Source organism: Cupriavidus sp. 291-E7 (assembly GCF_057798835.1).
On sequence record NZ_JBYOJV010000001.1, the window covers coordinates 487,241 to 503,143 of the forward strand.

Here is a 15,903-nt window from a genome sequence, read left to right on the forward strand (position 1 = left end):
GTGCCGTTGCGCGGGCCGCTATTGTAGGGGTTTTCGTGGCGCGGGGTGGAAACCCGCCAGGTGCCGCCGAAACGCTACTTCGGCTGGCGCCCGCGCAGCGCCTGGCTGGCGCCGATATCCGTCAAATGCTGCCGCCATGCGGAAAACACGGTATCGAGGCAATTTGGGGTCTCGCAGGCGTCGCGCTGGCGGCGGAAGGCGTCGATGTCTGCCTGCGAGATCACGCCGGCCTTGAGCAGGCGTTGCTGATCGGCGTAGATGCGCTGGTAGCCCATAGAGAACAGCGCGGTCTCGCAAATGATCTGGCTGGCCCGCGTGGCCGGCGTTTCGCATGCGATGTCGCTGGCATGCGCGGCGCAGGCGACGGTGGCGATAACGGCTGCGGTGCCGCTGCGGAAGTAACGAATGGCGTTGGACATCAACGATGCTGGTCGGTCTGCGGGGTGCCCGGCCTTCAGGCATGGGCGCGGGCGTGAATCATAGCGTGACAACGTGGCAAACCATCGGGGATCACCCCATGCGGGTTTGTGCCAACTGTTCTCCACACCGGGGTTGCAGTCTACTGAAGGTGCAGGTTGCAGTGTGACCGGCCGATGCGAACGCACCGGTTGGCCGTTTGGAAAACCGACTGGAGACAATACCATGGTGACCAAGCAGGACGAATCACGCATTTTCCGCGAACTGATTGCGCTGGCCGCGCTGGAGACACTGGGCGGCGCCATTGCACTGGGTTTGGCATTCAACGTGCTGACCTTTAACCTGCTCACATAACGCGACACGTGCAAGGGGCCGGCCAACGGCCCCTTTTGCGTAGGCGCGCCGCCTGATCCCGCGGGGCCAGGCGCGGCTCCGGCAGCCTTGCCGGAACGCCACTAGAATGACGCATCGCCTGGCAAGGTGCCGGGCCGGACCTGGGAGTCGAGGATGCGTATTCTGGTGGTCGGTGCGGGCGCCATTGGCGGCTATTTCGGGGCGCGGTTGCTGCAGGCAGGGCGTGACGTGACGTTTCTCGTGCGCGCCCGGCGTGCCGCGCAACTGGCCGAGCACGGCTTGCGCGTGAAAAGCCCGCATGGCGATCTGCACATCGCCAAACCTCCGATCGTCCTTTCCGAACAGATTCAGGCGCCGTACGACGTGGTGCTGCTGAGCTGCAAGGCGTACGACCTGGACAGCGCGATGGATGCCATCGCACCCGCCGTGGGGCCGGACACCGCGATCGTGCCCATGCTCAATGGCATGCGTCATCTGGACCGGCTCGACGAACGCTTCGGGGCCGCGCGCGTGCTGGGCGGGCGCTGCATGATTTCCACCACGCTGGACGATCAGGGCACGATCCTGCATCTGTCGGCGTTTCACATCCTGTCGTTTGGCGAACGTCCGTCGGGCAACAGCGCACGCGCGCAGGCGCTGGCCGAAGTGTTCGGTAATGCGGGTTTCGATGTGCAGCGTAGCGATGCGATGCTGCAGGACATGTGGGAAAAATGGTTCTTCCTGGCCACGCTGGCGGCGTCCACCTGCCTGATGCGGGCGGCCGTCGGCGACATCCTGGCCGCGCCGCGTGGCCGAGAGACCATTGCCGCCCTGCTGGATGAATGCGCGGCCATTGCGGCGGCCAACGGCTATCCGGTGCGTGAGCCGGCCATGCAGCAGGCCAGGGCGACGCTGTTTGCCGAAGGCTCGCCGCTCATGGCGTCGATGCTGCGCGATGTGGAGCGCGGCGCCGCCATCGAATCCGATCAGATCGTGGGAGACCTGCTGGCCCGCCGGGGCCAGGCCGAGGCACCCACGCTGGCGCTGGCGCTGACCCATCTCAAGGCGTACGAAGCCCGGCGCGCGCGCGGCGGCTGACGGCCGGGGCTTATGCCGACGTGGCGGCGCTGGCCGGAGGCGCCGCCATGCGCGCCCGCAGCCAGGCCAGCAATTCCGCTTCCGGCATCGGGCGCGCCAGCAGATAGCCTTGCATCGTATGGCAGCCGATGCCGATCAGCGTTTGACGGTCTGACTCGTGTTCCACGCCTTCGGCCACCACTTCAAAGCCGAAGGAGCGACCGAGGTTCAGCACCGCGCGCATCAAATCCTGATTGCGCGGCGAGTGGGCGATGTCCGTGATGAAGCTGCGGTCCACCTTCACGCATGCCGCCCCGAGCTGCCGCAGCGCGCCCAGCCCCGAGTAGCCCGCGCCGAAGTCGTCGAGTGCAATCGCCACGCCGGCCTTGGCCATATTGGCGAGCTTGCCTTGCACGGCCACGACGTCGAGTGCCACCTCTTCGGTGATCTCGACGGTCAGCAGGCCCGGCTCGATCTTGCACGCTTCCAGCGTGGTCAGCAGAAGACGGTCGATGTCGACCTGGGCCATTTCGCGCGGGGACAGATTGATGGCGATCGGAATCCCCTGACTGCCGAGCGCCTGAATGGCCTTGGACAGCCGGCATACCTTGGAAAGCGTCGCGCGCAGCAGCGTCTCCGACAATCCCGAGGCAGCGGCCACCGATACCAGTTCCGGCGGCGGTACCCAGCCGTGCCGGGCGTGCTTCCACCGGATCAGCGCCTCCAGGCTGCGCACCTGCGTGCCGCCATCGCCAAAGATTGGCTGAAACCAGACTTCGAGCGTATCGTCCGCCAGTGCGCGGGGCAGGTCGCGTTCGATGTCGCGCTGCATCTGCAGGTGCCGATGCAGTTCGTCGTCAAACACGTAGACGCCATTGCGGCCGATGCGCTTGGCCGCATACAGCGCGGCGTCGGCAAACAGCAGCATGTCGTCCAGGCTGACGTCGGGGCCACGGCAGATGCCGATGCTGATGCCTAGCGGACAGTACTCGTAGCCCTCCAGCGGCTGGCGTACCGCAGTGATCAGCCGCGCCGCGAGCGATGAAGGGCAGTCGTTCTCGTCGAACGGGTTATAGAGCATCATGAACTCGTCGCCGCCCATGCGGCCCACCAGCGCGCCGGGGCCGCCCACGGTTTCGAGCCGCCTGGCCACTTCGCGCAGCACGCCATCGCCGGCCTTGTGGCCGAATGCATCGTTGATGAGCTTGAAGCCGTCCAGATCCAGCAGCAACAGGCAGTGCCGGCCACTGAGGCCGTTGGCAAAGCGTTTGTTGGCCCGGTCGAAGAAGCCGCTACGGCTCAACAGGCCGGTCAATGGATCAACGCTGGCCAGCGTCCACATCTCGTCGGCGCGGGTCACGGCGTCTTCATGCGCGATGCGCAGCGAATCGTGGATGGCGGTGGCTTCGTTCTTGAGCTGGATGGAATGCCGGATCTGCCGTTCGCTTTCGAGCGTGCACCTTATGAGTGCGGCCAGGTAAAGCACTGTCGTGCCGGCCAGCCAGTATTTGTCGAAGTCTCCGAACCAGAACAGGCATGCCGCCGCCGACAGCAGGGGCGGCGTGATGAAACAAAGCGGAATGCGCGCGTAGGCAAAGCCATGCGTCACCGCGCCAGCGGTAATGCCGCAGACCACGGTCAGGTAGAACAGCGCTTGCGGCGACGTGTAGCCATCGCAGAGCACCGGAATCGCCGCCCACGTTAGACCCGACAGCAAGGCCAGCACACAGTGGATGCGCAGATGGCGCGTCACCGTGCCGGCGATTCGCGCATCGTCGGGCCGCACGGCCGCGGGCGATCTGGATAGCGGCACGCGGCACAGCCAGATCCGCAAGACGTTCCAGAGCAGCGACATCAGGAACCACGCAAAGGCCGTGGAGCCGCGTCCGGCGTGCCACGCCACGGCCAGCACGCTCAGGCCCAGGATGATATTGATGGGAATCGACAGACGTACCGTGCGGCGTACCGCCAGCAACTGGTCGTGCCGTGTCAGCCGTGCCTGCGTGGCATCGAGCGCCGCCACGGTGCCTTCCTCGGCGCGCATCGGGGCCAGCGCCGCACTCAGCGCACTATGTGTTGTTTTCATGGGTTCATGCCCACCGCCGCTTGCGCGCGCGCCGCATTGCGTTGCGCACCACAAGACCTGATTGGCGGTCTTCCGCGTCCTGAATCACCCGGTTCGGTGCAAATTCTTGTTTTGATGTCTTCACTGTGACGCCGATGTTGGCCATCGACGACGACAAGTTCATGAACCGTGGTACCCGTCCCTATCCGCCATGCCGGCATGTCCCCGAAGGCCGGCGTTGCGGAACTGTCGTTCCGTCAGGTGTTTGATGGCTCAAAGCATGGTCGATCGCTTTCGTCGTTTGCGCGAATGGAAACGGCGAGTATAGGACCAAACGGATGGCGTAATGCGGATATCGTGCGTCAGACAGTGGCGGGCGCGCGGGCATGCAGATGCCAGAACGCAATGAAATCGGCCTGCGGCATGGCTTTGCCGAACAACCAGCCTTGCCCGAACTGCACGCCGCGTTGTTGCAGCGCCTGACGCTGTGCCTCGGTCTCGATGCCCTCGGCCACCATGTGGATGCCCAGCGCCTGGGCCATGCCGATGATATGCGGCACGACGGACTTCAATGGCGCATCGGTCGTCATCGAACTCACGAAGGCTTTGTCGATCTTGAGACCGTCCACATCGAGGTCTTGCAGGTAGGCCAGACTCGAATAGCCGGTGCCGAAATCGTCGATGAGAATAGGGTGCCCGGCCTTGCGGAAGGCGGCAATCGTCTCGCGGCAGGCCGTGTCATTGGCAAAGCCGCGCTCGGTCACTTCGATCCAGATCTGCTCGGCGCGGATGCCCGTGCGGGCCAGTGCCGCACTGATGACGGGCAAGGTGTCACTGGCACGGAAGTCGTCCGGTGACAGGTTGATCGACACATGCAGGTCGGGATTCGCGGCCAGATGCTTGCCCAGATCGGCGAGCACGGCCTCGATCACGCATTGCGTGATCGCGTGAATGGCGCCTACCGCCTCCGCCATCGGGATAAAGCGGTCGGGCGGCACGATGGTGCCGTCCGGCATGCGCCATCGCACCAGCGCCTCGGCACCCACGCAGCGGCCATCGTCCAGTGCCATCACGGGCTGATAGACCGCGAAGAATTCCTTGCGTCGGATTGCATCTTGAAGCGTGTACTCCGGACTGCGCAGGCGTTGGCCCCATCGCAGTATCAGCAAGGTGGCAATCGCGCTGACCAGCAGGCCCGCCGGCAGACTGACGTAGAGCAGCCGCCGCCAGGTGCTGACCACTTCCCCGACCGGTTCATACGCGATGACGGCGAAGGGCAGCCGCTGCGATGCCCTCACGTCCAGATAGCGGTCGTTCAGCACCTCGCCGTCCTGCTTGTTGGTCCATGCGCGCTCCAGCATGGACGCATCGGTGTCTTTCCACATCACCACCACTTCACCGGTGCGCGTGTCGACCATGCCCAGGCGAATCTGCGAGTCGAATGGGAAGATATCGATAAAGAACTGCGCGTCGACGAGCGCCACGTGCCGGCCGGCGCGGAACTGGACCGTGCGGGATCGCCTGTCGGCGCCATCGACGCGGTACTTCGCCTGACGTTGCGGCAGCTCGATCCAGGCCTGGTTTTGACCTTCGATGCTGCGCAGCGCGCCCGGAAACGACGACGACGCGCACAGCAGCTGCTCGTTATCGAGGTAGGTGATCTGGCGTACGTAACGATGCTGCAGGTCGGCCTCGCGCATCGCATCGAGATGGGGCTGGCTGCACAGATCGCCGGCAAAGCGGTCGGCCTGTTGCGCTGCGTCAATGCCATCGCGCGCCACGGCTTCCACGCGCAGCAGGGCGCGTTCGGTGAACTGGTCCACGCGCTCGCGGAACAACTGCTCGGCGAACTCGCGCGACAGCCATATGGTCAGCGCCACTGGCCCGCATACGCCGAGCGCCACCACGCAGAACATCAAGAGCCGAAGGCGCCGTGTCATGGAAAAACGCTGTGAAGGGTGCGTCGCAGGATAGCAGATCGATATCGTTGCCAAGTCCGATATTGTGCTGGCAGATGCGCCGCGAGGTCCGGCTCCGCCGGTATTCGACATTTCACGACGGGCCGAATCATTTCGGTGGCGCGGACTGGGATCATGTCGTCATGCCAGCCGATGCTCCCACAGCCATGACGCCCACCAGCCCTATCGCCGCCGTTACGCATGCCGATCCGTACCCCTACTATCGGAACCTGGCGCGCACGCGCCCCTTCTACTTCGACGATGCCCTGAATCTCTGGGTGGCCGCCAGCGCGGCATCCGTGGCGGCGGTGCTGGACCATCCCGACGCCCGCGTGCGTCCCGTGGGCCAACCCGTGCCGCCGGCACTGGCCGGCGGCCCCGCTGGCGACCTGTTTGGCCGACTGGTCCGCATGAACGACGGGCCGGCGCATGCGGCGCTGAAAGCAATCGTGATGAAGCGCCTGGCGGCGCTGGACCTCGGCCTGGTACGGGTGCGCGCGCACGCGCTGGCATCGGCCCTGCCACCGGCGACTGACGACGACGCGCACGAAGCAACGCGCTGGATGTTCACCTTGCCCGTCCTGACCGTGGCGGATCTGCTCGGTCTGACGCTCGAACGCGATGGCGAAGGCCATGTCTCCACGCGCGTGGCGGGCTTTGTCTCGACCTTTGCGATGGCGATGTCCCCGCTTGCCACGCCTGCCGATGTGGAAGCCGGCGCGGCCGCCGCGCAATGGCTGACCCGATGCGTGCAGGACGGCGAGCGGTCCGCCGAAGCCGGGAGCCTGCTGCAAGCGCTATCGCAGGATTCGGCGCTCGCTGGCATCGACAAGGACGTCGTGATTGCCAATGCAGTGGGCCTGATGATCCAGGCGTGCGAAGCCACGGCGGGACTGGTCGGCAACACGCTGGTCTATCTGGGTCGCACCGGGCGCGAGGATAGGTCTGCCGACGATATCGACGCACTGGTGGCGCGGGTGGCTCATCTGGACCCGCCGGTACAGAACACGCGCCGGTTCATGGCCGCGGATGCCATCGTCCGAGGCCAGCCGGTGCGCGCCAACGACGCCGTGCTGGTGCTGTTGGCGGCAGCGGCGCATGATCCGGAAAGTGGCACCGCGCAGGCCGGCAGGCCGTGGACCTTCGGCGCCGGCCGTCATGGCTGTCCGGGCGATGCGCTGGCGCGGGTGCTGGCCGCCTGTGCGGTGCAGGGATTGCTGGCGCGCGGATTGCGGCCGCACCGCCTGGTTGATGGCGTACGCTACCGGCCATCGGTCAACGCTCGCATTCCGTTTTTTTCCACACAACCATAACAAGGGAGTCCCCACATGATTGCCGTGATCTTCGAAGTCGAACCCGCCCCGGGGCGCCAGGATGCGTATCTCGACATCGCCGCGCAGTTGAAGCCGATACTGGAGTCCATCGACGGATTTATCTCGGTGGAGCGTTTTCAGAGCCTGACCACGCCCGGCAAGCTGCTGTCCCTGTCCTTCTTCCGTGACGAAGCGGCCGTGCTGGCCTGGCGCAATACGTTCGATCATCGCAAGGCGCAGGCCGCCGGCCGTGGCGGCGTATTCGCCAACTACCGGTTGCGCGTGGCGCAGGTATTGCGTGACTACGGGTTGCATGAGCGCGAGGAAGCGCCGGCGGACAGTCGCGCCGCTCACGACGCCACGGGGCATTGACCGCTACCGGCCCACGCAGCGGCGTCTGACGCATGGCTTCATGACAAGCTGACATATTCCCCCCTTACACTCGTGCACCATCGCAGCGGAGGTCTGACCACGCGGTACCGGAAACGAAAGGGCGATGCGGCATGAAACGGCGCACGGGCGGGACGAAGTTGTGGGCAACGCTGAGCAAGCAGGCGGCGCGCAGCGCACGCCAGTTCAGTCGCACAGTCACGCAGACTGTGACCGATCCGATGATGCGCGCGGCCAGGCAGCAAAGCCAGGCGGTCAGCAAGGCGATGGGCAACGCCGTGGGCAAGATGGCGCGCCAGGCGCTGACCGGCGTGGTCACCCCGGCGCGCGCGCCGGTCAGCAAGGGCGGCGGGTTCTGGGAGGAAGGTCTCTGGGGTTTCAGCCTCGGCATTGGCCGCATGGGACAGCGCAAGTACCGTGTATTCGTGCCGCCCGGCGTCAGCGCGGCCAGGCCGGCCCCGCTGCTGGTATTGCTGCATGGCTGCGGCCAGGATGCCGCCAGCTTTGCCGCCTGCGCGCGCGTGGCCACCGTGGCACGCGACGCGCGCTGGGTCGTGCTGATGCCGGAACAGTCGGTGCAGGCCAACGCCCAGCGCTGCTGGAACTGGTTCCGGCCTGCCGCGCGCGGCGCTTCGGAAACGGCGCTGCTGATGTCGATGATCGACCATGTCTGCCAGCGCTATGCCATCCTGGCCCATCGCGTTTGCGCGCTCGGTTTGTCAGCCGGCGGAGCGATGGCGCTGATGCTCGGCTTGCGCTATCCAGACCGCTTTGCCGCCATCGGCTCGCATTCCGGCGCGGCCCCATATAGCGCGATCAATGCCACGCAGGCGCCCAAGGCCATGCGCGGCGAGCGAGGCCCCGATCCGGTTGCCGCCCGCATGGCGCTGGCCGGCCGCCGGCCGCCGCCACTGCTGTTGCTGCATGGGGACGAGGACGGCGTGGTGTCCTACGACAATGCCACCGCCACGGCGGCGATGTGGCTGGACCTGTTGCCGCCCGGATCGCCGGCCCTGAAAGTACTGCCACCCAGGCGCGTGCGACGTGGCACGCGCCGCGCCGTCGATGTGTTCGACTGGCAGGCCGGGCCGAACCCCTACCTGCGCGTGGTGAAAGTGGAAGGGTTACGCCACGCGTGGAGCGGTGGGGCACCCGGGCAGGCGTTTTCGGACCCCGGTGGCCCCGACGCCCTCAAGATCGCGCTGCGCTTTTTTTCGGTGAATGGAAGGCAGCCCGATTGATCCGGTGCGTGTGGGGAAACAATAAAGGTTGATGCGTTCCCGGCAATATCTGAGTTCTGACAGGCACCAGTCGATAAGGTGCTTCGTCTGAGCGATCAGGCATCCGATAGTTCATCATCGACAAAGGCTATCTCCGGCTTGAAATATCCCTCTTCGGGAGGGAGTATTCCGCAGGAAGCGTTGGGCTCCTTGCACTTCATCCGTTTGCGCCTGGCGATCGTTCCCGCCTTTGCCTATGCTCGGGAATCGGAAGTGGCTCGTTCGAGTGAATCTGTCAGGAACCCAAGGGTGCGCCGGCCCTCGGTCTCCAGTGGGACGGCCGCTACGGCAATGCACTTCCATAGTCCACCCTGCCCACGGAGTTGCCATGCCAGCTCTATTGACACTCTTGCTTGGAATCGCATCTGTTGCGGCTATCGTCGGATACATGGCCGGCGGATCAGGAACGCCAGTTGCGTCAGTGGCAATTCCCGCCGTCTTCGGCCTTGTGGTCACGGCGCTTGGACTGCTTCAGGCCAGTCAACCGAGCAAGGATCTCCTCGAATTTTTGAAATCAGAAGGAGAGAAGGGTGATTCGCAGCAAGACATAAAGGAGTACCGCAGGCGAGTGAAGTCTGCTCCCGGGCGTATCGGCATTGCGCTCATTGTGTTCTCGGGAGCTTATTTGGCAGGGGCTACCTTCGGGGCAAAGGTGCGGATAGATGGACTTCTTGTGTCAAAGCCAGCTGCCCGCGAGTTTCCTTGGGCGTCCAGCGACACAAAGCCTCCCACAATAGCAGCGGCGCTTGAGTGGATGGCGTTGCAAGCGCGTTTGAGCGAACTCGGCTATAGCACCAACCGAATCGCCGATCTGTACTCGATTCAAGTGGCAGAGTGGAGGAATTTGGCGGCGCAAGCTCAAACCGCCACGAGGGTGGCTGGACAGGACGCAGGCTTAAGTAAATCCGAAACCGCGAAGGAGATTACGCCAGAGGATTTAACTCGAGAGTTTCTAAAGCATACCGAGAAGGGAGGCAATCCCTTTGCCATTCAGGCCCCGAAGGAACTGATTGAGAAGCTCAACGGGATCGGTGCCCCAGGAAAGGGACTTGGGGGCGCGATGCCGGGATGACGTCCAACCCATCTCTCCTTAGTCCGGCCATCAATGTGATTGCCGTGGCTACGAGAGGCGCCCGTGCGGTGTCGCCGCGAAGTCGAAAATTTCCTTCCGCCTTTGTTGTGCGGATTTCCGCGGCCTTATTGCTTCCCTACAGTACCAGCCGGTTCAAATTCGACATCGCTGGTCGGGCAGGCCACGCACGGCAGGATAAAGCCGTCTTCCTTCTCATCGAGGCTCAAGCCGGGCCACTCGATCCGGTAGCGGACGCTGCCTGCGTGAAGCTTGCTGATGCAAGCGCGGCATGTGCCGTTGCGGCACGAACTCGGCAGCCGCACGCCGTCGAGTAACGCGGCTTCGAGCAGGCTCAGCGATGCGTACGTCGCAAATTGCACGTCGCCGGGTTGCAGTCGCGCCGTGAATTCCCGGTCGTCGTCGGGGATGTCGGGGAGTGTCCCGGTCGTCGGCTCAGTCTTCATGGTCTGGAAAACCGGCGCGTCCATGCGTGGCGTCTCGCAGCGTCGCCTGCGCGTCATCCCGTAACGCGGCCGGCAGGCGGATCACCAGTTTTGCCAGGGCGCCATACTGTGTGTCGACCAGCGTGCAGCCGGAATCGGCCGATTGGTCGATCCAGCGGCGCACGCGCGGCTCGTCAGGGTAATCGACCAGCACTGTCAGCGTGGCATAGGCAATGCGCTCAATCCGCGCGGCGTCCTTGAGCGCCACCGCGATAGCCTCGGTATAGGCGCGCACCAGGCCGCCGGCGCCCAGCTTGACGCCACCGTAGTAGCGCACCACCGCGGCCAGCACGCCGTCCAGGTCATGGTGGCGCAGCACTTCCAGGATCGGCCGGCCCGCCGTGCCGGACGGCTCGCCGTCGTCGGACATGCCCGACTGCCCACCTGCCAGCAAAGCCCAGCAAACGTGCGTGGCCGTGGGATGCTGCGCGCGCAGGTCCGCGATCACGGCCAGGGCCGCGTCACGATCGGGCACCGGTACCGCCAGCGCGATGAAGCGGCTCTTGCGTATCTCGATTTCGGCGTGAACAGGGGCGGCTAGCGTGAAGGTGGGCAAGACAGGTCTGAGGAAAAGGCAGGCAGGAGGGCGAGTGTAGCGCAGCCCGGCGCGGTACCCGCTCCGTGACGGCTTGTTGACCGTCAAATATCTGTCACGAAAACCGCTTACCATCCGGCGGGGCAGGTACCGTCCAGCCCTCCGAAGCGCCCCTCCAAAGAACACGCACCCACTGACCGCCATGTCTGACCAGAACGTTACTTCCCGTCGCCGTGCCCTGAAGATTCTTGGCGGCGCTCCGATGTTGCCGATTGGTGCCGCTGCCGCCAGCCTGGCGGGTGGCATGACCGTCATGGAGGCGGCCCTGGCCGCGACGCCGCGCAACAAGGCGCGGGCGGCATTCGCATCCGCCACGTTCGGCGGCATGGCAGCGCCCACGCTGGACAATGCCGCGGCAATGGCCACGACGACGGTGGGTTCCACGCTGAAGGTTTCGTACCGCGATGGCACCGCGCAGGAATACACGCTGGCCTACCAGCCGTTCTTCGTCACCGGCGACATGGTGCCCGACGGCAATGGCAATCAGGTGCTGGCCGGCGGTTACTACGATATCCAGAACCGACCGATCATGGATACCTCGGTGCCGGGCAAGGCGCGTCATTTCTATTCGGACGCGCCCGATGGCAGCTCGCTGCTGACGCTCCGGAACGCGAAGGCGCGTGGCGTCAAGGGCAACACGGTGTTTGCCGTGGTGCAGTTCGAATACACCTCGCGCGACCAGGCCAACGCCGAAATGCACGGCATGCTGCCATCGCCGATTGCCGTGCTGACGCTCGATCAGGACCCGAAGACCGGCAAGCTGAGCCTGGTGCGCTATCACAACGTCGATACGTCCAGCGTGAATGGACTCTGGATCACCTGCGGCGCAAGCCTTTCGCCCTGGAACACCCACCTGTCGAGCGAGGAATACGAACCCGACGCGGCCAAGGCTGGCACCGACAAGAAACTGCGCGGCTTCAGCCAGCATCTGTATGGCGATGCCAGCCGCGCCAATCCGTACAACTACGGCCATCTGCCCGAGGTAACCGTGCACCCGGACGGTACGGGGTCGATCCGCAAGCACTACTGCATGGGCCGCATTTCCCATGAACTCGTGCAGGTGATGCCCGACGAGCGCACCGTGCTGATGGGTGATGACGCCACCAATGGTGGCCTGTTCATGTTCATCGCCGACCGTCCGCGCGATCTCTCGGCCGGCAAGCTCTATGTCGCCAAGTGGCATCAGACTTCGGGCACGGGTCCGGGCGCGGCCACGCTGTCGTGGATTCCGCTCGGCAGCGCCACCAGCGACGAGATCCGCAAGCTCGTGGACGGCGGCATCAAGGTCACCGACATCATGGACGTCCAGTTCAAGGACCCGGAAGACTCCAGCTACGCGCGCATCATGTTCGATGGCAAGCCGAACTGGGTCAAGCTCAAGCCGGGGCAGGAAAAGGCGGCGGCCTTTCTGGAAACACACCGCTACGCGGCACTGGTGGGCGGCAGCCTGGGCTTCACCAAGATGGAAGGCACGACCGTCAATATCGCCGACCGCAAGGCGTATTCGGCGATCTCGCGTATCGAGACCAGCATGCTGGCGGGCAATGCCGCCAATGCGGGCGACATCCGCGTGGAAGGCCCGTACTCGGGCGCCGTCTATGAGCTGAACCTGCGCGCCGCGCAGACGGATCAGGCGGGCGCGCGTATCGACAGCGAGTGGGTGCCCGTGGATATGGCGGCCGTGCCCGCGCTGGTGTCCGAAGACCTGGGCGGAGGTCCCCGGAAGGCTCAGGATGCGCTGGGCAACTATGCCAACCCGGACAAGGTGGCCACGCCTGACAACCTGAAGTTTTCGGAAACGCTGCGCACGCTGTTCATCGGCGAAGACAGCAATACACACGTCAACAACTTCCTGTGGGCGTACAACGTCGATACGAAGCAATTGTCGCGTGTGCTGTCGTGCCCGGCCGGCGCCGAATCGACGGGGCTGCACGCCGTGGACGAGATTCACGGCTGGACCTACATCATGAGCAATTTCCAGCACGCCGGCGATTGGGAAAAGGGCCTGCATGACAAGGTGAAGCCCGCGCTCGATCCGCTGATCCGCGCTAACTACAAGGATGGTTTTGGTGCCGCGGTGGGTTATCTCACCGCCACCCCGTCGGCCCTGCGACTGAACCGGCGCGCCTGAGCGATTTGCACTGTCTGACCACGCGGCCACGGCAGGTTTGCTAACCTGTGGGCCCGCGCCTGACTTCGTAGCCGGCGCGACCCCACAGGAGACCCCATGACCCAGCCCGCCGCTGACCTGACCGCGCGCCGCATGGCGCCCGCCACCGATCGCAATCGTGCGCCGATCCTGGCCGTATTGCGCGACGCCTTGCCGCGGGACGGCACGGCGCTTGAGATTGCCAGCGGCACGGGACAGCATGTGGTGCATTTCGCGGCGGCGCTGCCGGGCCTGACCTGGCAGCCCAGCGATCCCGATGCCACCCACCGCGAGTCGATCGCCGCCTGGACCGCCCACGCGCAGGTCACGAACGTGCTGCCGCCACTGGCGATCGACGTCCGGCAGGAGCCGTGGGGCATTGGCACCGTGAATGCCATCCTCTGCATCAACATGATCCACATCGCGCCGTGGGCCGCCGCCGAGGCACTGTTCGCGGGCGCCGGCACACGGCTTGCGCCGGGCGGCGTGCTGTATCTCTACGGTCCGTACCGCCGCAATGGCGCACACACCGCGCCCAGCAACGAGGCCTTCGACAGGCAGCTACGCATCGCGGACGCCGACTGGGGTGTACGCGACATGGAGGACGTGATCGCGTTAGGCGCGGCACAGGGTTTGACCTGCGCTGAACCGATCCCGATGCCGGCAAACAACTTCAGCCTGGTGTTTCACAAGCAGGGATGATGAGGGCAACCCCGGCGCGACTTTGCTTAGCCGCGTACCAGCATCACTACCGCCGTCGCGATCAGGCACACGGCAAACGCCGCACGTAGACGCCGCTCCGGCATGCGATGGGCCAGTGCCACGCCCCACGAGATCGTGAGCATGCCGCCCAGCGAAAGAGGAATGCCGCTGCGCCAGTCCACATGGCCGGCATGTGCGTAGGTGAGCAGGGCGACGACCGCGCCGGGCGTGACGAGGGCCAGGGCCAGGCCCTGTGCCGCCGCCTGGCGCATGCCGAACAGGCCGACCAGGGCAGGTGCCGCGACAACGCCCCCGCCGACGCTGAAGAAGCCGGAGAAGGCGCCGCCGACGACGCCGACGGCAGGAATCCAGGATGAGGAAGCGCGCGCCCGCTGCTGGGTGACGGCGTGACCGGGCAGCAGGCGCCAGAGGAAATACGTCGCCAGTCCGATCATGAAGACCGCGAAGATACGGCGCAGCAGCGCGGCGTCGATCGACGTTGCCACCCGCGCGGAGAGATAGGTGGCCAGCATCGCCGACAGACCAAGCACGACGGCCGTTCGCAGGTCGATATCGGCGCGCTTGCGGTATTGCCAGAAGCCGATCACGACATTGGGCGCGATCATGACCAGCGAGGTGCCCTGCGCCAGTTGCTGGTCCATGCCGTAGAGCAGGCCCAGTGCCGGAATGGCGATCAGGCCACCGCCGATGCCGAACAGCCCGCCAACCCCACCGAGCAGCCCTCCGAGTCCGAAGATGAGCAGGGCGGACAACAACGAATGGTCAGGCATGGCGAATCGGGGGCGATGTACGGATCAGGCAAGTCCGCGATGATACGCGGACATGAGGCATGACATTGGGGAAAAACGAACTCGGCATCGGGGTGGCATCGATGGCGCGATATCGTCGGCGCATGCTTCCGGCCAGAACGACAATGCCGCCATCACGGCGGCGCGTGATGGCGGGCATCCAGGCAAGTGGTGCAATTTGAGGCGGCGAGGCGGAGTATCCGGCTCAATCCACCTGGGCGCCAGACTGCTTCACGATCTTCGCCCACTTGTCGATATCGGCGCGCAGCGTGGTGGCCAGTTGTTGCGGCGTGCCGCCCAGCACTTCGGCGCCCTGCGCGGCGAGCTTGTCACGCAGCGCCTTGTCGGCAAGCGCGGCCTGCATCGTGCTGGACAGCTTCTGCGTGACTTCCTTCGGCGTACCCCGTACCGCGAACAGGCCGACCCAGAGATCGCCGCTGTAGCCGGGCACGGTTTCGCCGATGGCCGGGATATCCGGGGCGAATGGCGACCGCTTGGCCGAGCTCACGCCAAGCGCGCGGACCTTGCCGGCCTTGATGTGTGCCAGCACCGAGGGCAGGCTGGCAAACGCCATCGGCACCTGATTGCCGAGCACATCGTTGAGCGCAGGCGCCACGCCCTTGTAAGGCACGTGTTCCAGCTTGATGCCGGCCGTCGTGTTCAACATCTCGCCCAGCAGGTGATTCAACGTGCCGTTGCCGGCCGAGGCGTAGCGATAGAAGTCGGGCTTGGCCTTGGCCATCGCGATCAGTTCCGACATCGACTTGGCCGGGAAGGCCGGGTTCACCACCAGCACATTGGGTACCGTGGCCACCGTCGAGATCGGCTCGAAGTCCTTGACGGGGTCGAAAGGCACGCTGCGGTAGAGCGATGGGTTGATGGCCTGCGTGCTGCTGATCGTCATCAGCAGCGTATAGCCGTCGGGCGTGGCACGCGCGGCAGTCTGCGTGCCGATGTTGCCGCCCGCGCCGGGGCGGTTTTCTACCACGACCTGCTGGCCAAGCCGCTGCGAGAGATCGGCTGCCACCAGTCGCGCGACGATGTCGTTGGTGCCGCCCGGCGCCTGCGGCACGATCATCTGGATCGGCTTCGATGGGTAAGTGTCTGCGTGGGCGTGGCCGATGGCGGCGGCCGCCAGCGCCAGTCCGGCCAAGGCGCGAATGCTGCGGGTCATGCTGTCTCCTGTTGTATGCCGCCCGGCGACGATGTCTCGCTGTATGCCGGGTGGTGTGGCGACCAC

General features: G+C 65.2%; 16 protein-coding genes. 8 read left to right on the forward strand and 8 right to left on the reverse strand.

All coding sequences use genetic code 11. The features are described from left to right. Positions 1-74: 74 nt before the first annotated feature. Positions 75-419 carry a hypothetical protein gene (locus AC3FLX_RS02235; protein ID WP_488693452.1) on the reverse strand — a complete coding sequence of 115 codons (345 nt, stop codon included), beginning with the start codon at positions 417-419 and terminating at the stop codon, positions 75-77. A 223-nt stretch (positions 420-642) separates the two neighbouring features. Here AC3FLX_RS02235 and AC3FLX_RS02240 point away from each other — a divergent pair, with 223 nt between their 5' ends. Both AC3FLX_RS02240 and panE read left to right on the forward strand, forming a co-directional pair. After that, the gene (locus AC3FLX_RS02240; protein ID WP_488693453.1) at positions 643-771 is read left to right on the forward strand and encodes a hypothetical protein; all 129 of its coding nucleotides are present in this window, start codon (positions 643-645) and stop codon (positions 769-771) included. A 153-nt stretch (positions 772-924) separates the two neighbouring features. Beyond that, entirely contained in the window at positions 925-1,848 is a 924-nt protein-coding gene (gene panE / locus AC3FLX_RS02245) for a 2-dehydropantoate 2-reductase (protein WP_488693454.1), read from the forward strand. A gap of 10 nt (positions 1,849-1,858) precedes the next feature. On the opposite strand, the gene AC3FLX_RS02250 is transcribed toward panE, so the two are convergent. The 3 genes from AC3FLX_RS02250 to AC3FLX_RS02260 all read right to left on the reverse strand — a co-directional run bounded on the left by AC3FLX_RS02250 (position 1,859) and on the right by AC3FLX_RS02260 (position 5,832). Beyond that, positions 1,859-3,913, reverse strand: a complete 2,055-nt coding sequence (locus AC3FLX_RS02250; RefSeq protein ID WP_488693456.1) for a putative bifunctional diguanylate cyclase/phosphodiesterase — start codon at positions 3,911-3,913, stop codon at positions 1,859-1,861. A 4-nt stretch (positions 3,914-3,917) separates the two neighbouring features. Further along, entirely contained in the window at positions 3,918-4,076 is a 159-nt protein-coding gene (locus AC3FLX_RS02255; protein ID WP_488693458.1) for a hypothetical protein, read from the reverse strand. Positions 4,077-4,254: 178 nt separating this feature from the next. Next, positions 4,255-5,832: an EAL domain-containing protein gene (locus tag AC3FLX_RS02260; protein WP_488693460.1), complete on the reverse strand. Its 1,578-nt coding sequence runs from the start codon at positions 5,830-5,832 to the stop codon at positions 4,255-4,257. A gap of 161 nt (positions 5,833-5,993) precedes the next feature. On the opposite strand from AC3FLX_RS02260, the gene AC3FLX_RS02265 reads away from it, so the two are divergent. From AC3FLX_RS02265 to AC3FLX_RS02280, 4 genes are all read left to right on the forward strand, one after another. Then, on the forward strand, positions 5,994-7,163 hold the full coding sequence (locus AC3FLX_RS02265; protein ID WP_488693462.1) for a cytochrome P450: 1,170 nt from the start codon (positions 5,994-5,996) through the stop codon (positions 7,161-7,163). 15 nt (positions 7,164-7,178) lie between these two features. After that, positions 7,179-7,535, forward strand: coding sequence for an antibiotic biosynthesis monooxygenase family protein (locus AC3FLX_RS02270; protein ID WP_488693464.1), 357 nt, complete (start codon positions 7,179-7,181; stop codon positions 7,533-7,535). A gap of 131 nt (positions 7,536-7,666) precedes the next feature. Then, a complete protein-coding gene (locus tag AC3FLX_RS02275; protein WP_488693465.1) occupies positions 7,667-8,794 on the forward strand; it encodes an extracellular catalytic domain type 1 short-chain-length polyhydroxyalkanoate depolymerase in 1,128 nt (375 codons plus the stop codon). Positions 8,795-9,161: 367 nt separating this feature from the next. Continuing rightward, positions 9,162-9,905 (forward strand): hypothetical protein, encoded by a 744-nt coding sequence (locus tag AC3FLX_RS02280; protein ID WP_488693467.1) that lies wholly within the window; start codon positions 9,162-9,164, stop codon positions 9,903-9,905. 125 nt (positions 9,906-10,030) lie between these two features. On the opposite strand, the gene AC3FLX_RS02285 is transcribed toward AC3FLX_RS02280, so the two are convergent. Both AC3FLX_RS02285 and AC3FLX_RS02290 read right to left on the reverse strand, forming a co-directional pair. Beyond that, positions 10,031-10,369 (reverse strand): 2Fe-2S iron-sulfur cluster-binding protein, encoded by a 339-nt coding sequence (locus tag AC3FLX_RS02285; protein ID WP_488693710.1) that lies wholly within the window; start codon positions 10,367-10,369, stop codon positions 10,031-10,033. Beyond that, entirely contained in the window at positions 10,359-10,964 is a 606-nt protein-coding gene (locus tag AC3FLX_RS02290; protein WP_488693469.1) for an IMPACT family protein, read from the reverse strand. The genes AC3FLX_RS02285 and AC3FLX_RS02290 overlap by 11 nt, the downstream gene beginning before the upstream one ends. Before the next feature lie 181 nt (positions 10,965-11,145). Between AC3FLX_RS02290 and AC3FLX_RS02295 the strand changes: the two genes are divergently transcribed. After that, positions 11,146-13,134 (forward strand): PhoX family protein, encoded by a 1,989-nt coding sequence (locus tag AC3FLX_RS02295; protein WP_488693471.1) that lies wholly within the window; start codon positions 11,146-11,148, stop codon positions 13,132-13,134. Between the two features lie 96 nt (positions 13,135-13,230). Then, a complete protein-coding gene (locus AC3FLX_RS02300; protein ID WP_488693473.1) occupies positions 13,231-13,854 on the forward strand; it encodes a DUF938 domain-containing protein in 624 nt (207 codons plus the stop codon). Between the two features lie 26 nt (positions 13,855-13,880). On the opposite strand, the gene AC3FLX_RS02305 is transcribed toward AC3FLX_RS02300, so the two are convergent. Continuing rightward, positions 13,881-14,645, reverse strand: a complete 765-nt coding sequence (locus AC3FLX_RS02305) for a sulfite exporter TauE/SafE family protein (RefSeq protein ID WP_488693475.1) — start codon at positions 14,643-14,645, stop codon at positions 13,881-13,883. A 223-nt stretch (positions 14,646-14,868) separates the two neighbouring features. Then, on the reverse strand, positions 14,869-15,837 hold the full coding sequence (locus AC3FLX_RS02310) for a tripartite tricarboxylate transporter substrate binding protein (RefSeq protein WP_488693477.1): 969 nt from the start codon (positions 15,835-15,837) through the stop codon (positions 14,869-14,871). Positions 15,838-15,903: the final 66 nt, after the last annotated feature.

What these genes read in the sequence shown, in the direction of transcription:
- AC3FLX_RS02295 (WP_488693471.1), top strand. Translation starts at nt 11,146, where the DNA reads ATGTCTGACCAGAACGTTACTTCCCGTCGCCGTGCCCTGAAGATTCTT.
- AC3FLX_RS02240 (WP_488693453.1), top strand. Translation starts at nt 643, where the DNA reads ATGGTGACCAAGCAGGACGAATCACGCATTTTCCGCGAACTGATTGCG.
- AC3FLX_RS02250 (WP_488693456.1), bottom strand. Translation starts at nt 3,913, where the DNA reads ATGAAAACAACACATAGTGCGCTGAGTGCGGCGCTGGCCCCGATGCGC.
- AC3FLX_RS02265 (WP_488693462.1), top strand. Translation starts at nt 5,994, where the DNA reads ATGCCAGCCGATGCTCCCACAGCCATGACGCCCACCAGCCCTATCGCC.
- AC3FLX_RS02235 (WP_488693452.1), bottom strand. Translation starts at nt 419, where the DNA reads ATGTCCAACGCCATTCGTTACTTCCGCAGCGGCACCGCAGCCGTTATC.
- AC3FLX_RS02310 (WP_488693477.1), bottom strand. Translation starts at nt 15,837, where the DNA reads ATGACCCGCAGCATTCGCGCCTTGGCCGGACTGGCGCTGGCGGCCGCC.
- AC3FLX_RS02275 (WP_488693465.1), top strand. Translation starts at nt 7,667, where the DNA reads ATGAAACGGCGCACGGGCGGGACGAAGTTGTGGGCAACGCTGAGCAAG.
- AC3FLX_RS02285 (WP_488693710.1), bottom strand. Translation starts at nt 10,369, where the DNA reads ATGAAGACTGAGCCGACGACCGGGACACTCCCCGACATCCCCGACGAC.
- AC3FLX_RS02260 (WP_488693460.1), bottom strand. Translation starts at nt 5,832, where the DNA reads ATGACACGGCGCCTTCGGCTCTTGATGTTCTGCGTGGTGGCGCTCGGC.
- AC3FLX_RS02270 (WP_488693464.1), top strand. Translation starts at nt 7,179, where the DNA reads ATGATTGCCGTGATCTTCGAAGTCGAACCCGCCCCGGGGCGCCAGGAT.
- AC3FLX_RS02300 (WP_488693473.1), top strand. Translation starts at nt 13,231, where the DNA reads ATGACCCAGCCCGCCGCTGACCTGACCGCGCGCCGCATGGCGCCCGCC.
- AC3FLX_RS02305 (WP_488693475.1), bottom strand. Translation starts at nt 14,645, where the DNA reads ATGCCTGACCATTCGTTGTTGTCCGCCCTGCTCATCTTCGGACTCGGA.
- AC3FLX_RS02280 (WP_488693467.1), top strand. Translation starts at nt 9,162, where the DNA reads ATGCCAGCTCTATTGACACTCTTGCTTGGAATCGCATCTGTTGCGGCT.
- panE (WP_488693454.1), top strand. Translation starts at nt 925, where the DNA reads ATGCGTATTCTGGTGGTCGGTGCGGGCGCCATTGGCGGCTATTTCGGG.
- AC3FLX_RS02255 (WP_488693458.1), bottom strand. Translation starts at nt 4,076, where the DNA reads ATGAACTTGTCGTCGTCGATGGCCAACATCGGCGTCACAGTGAAGACA.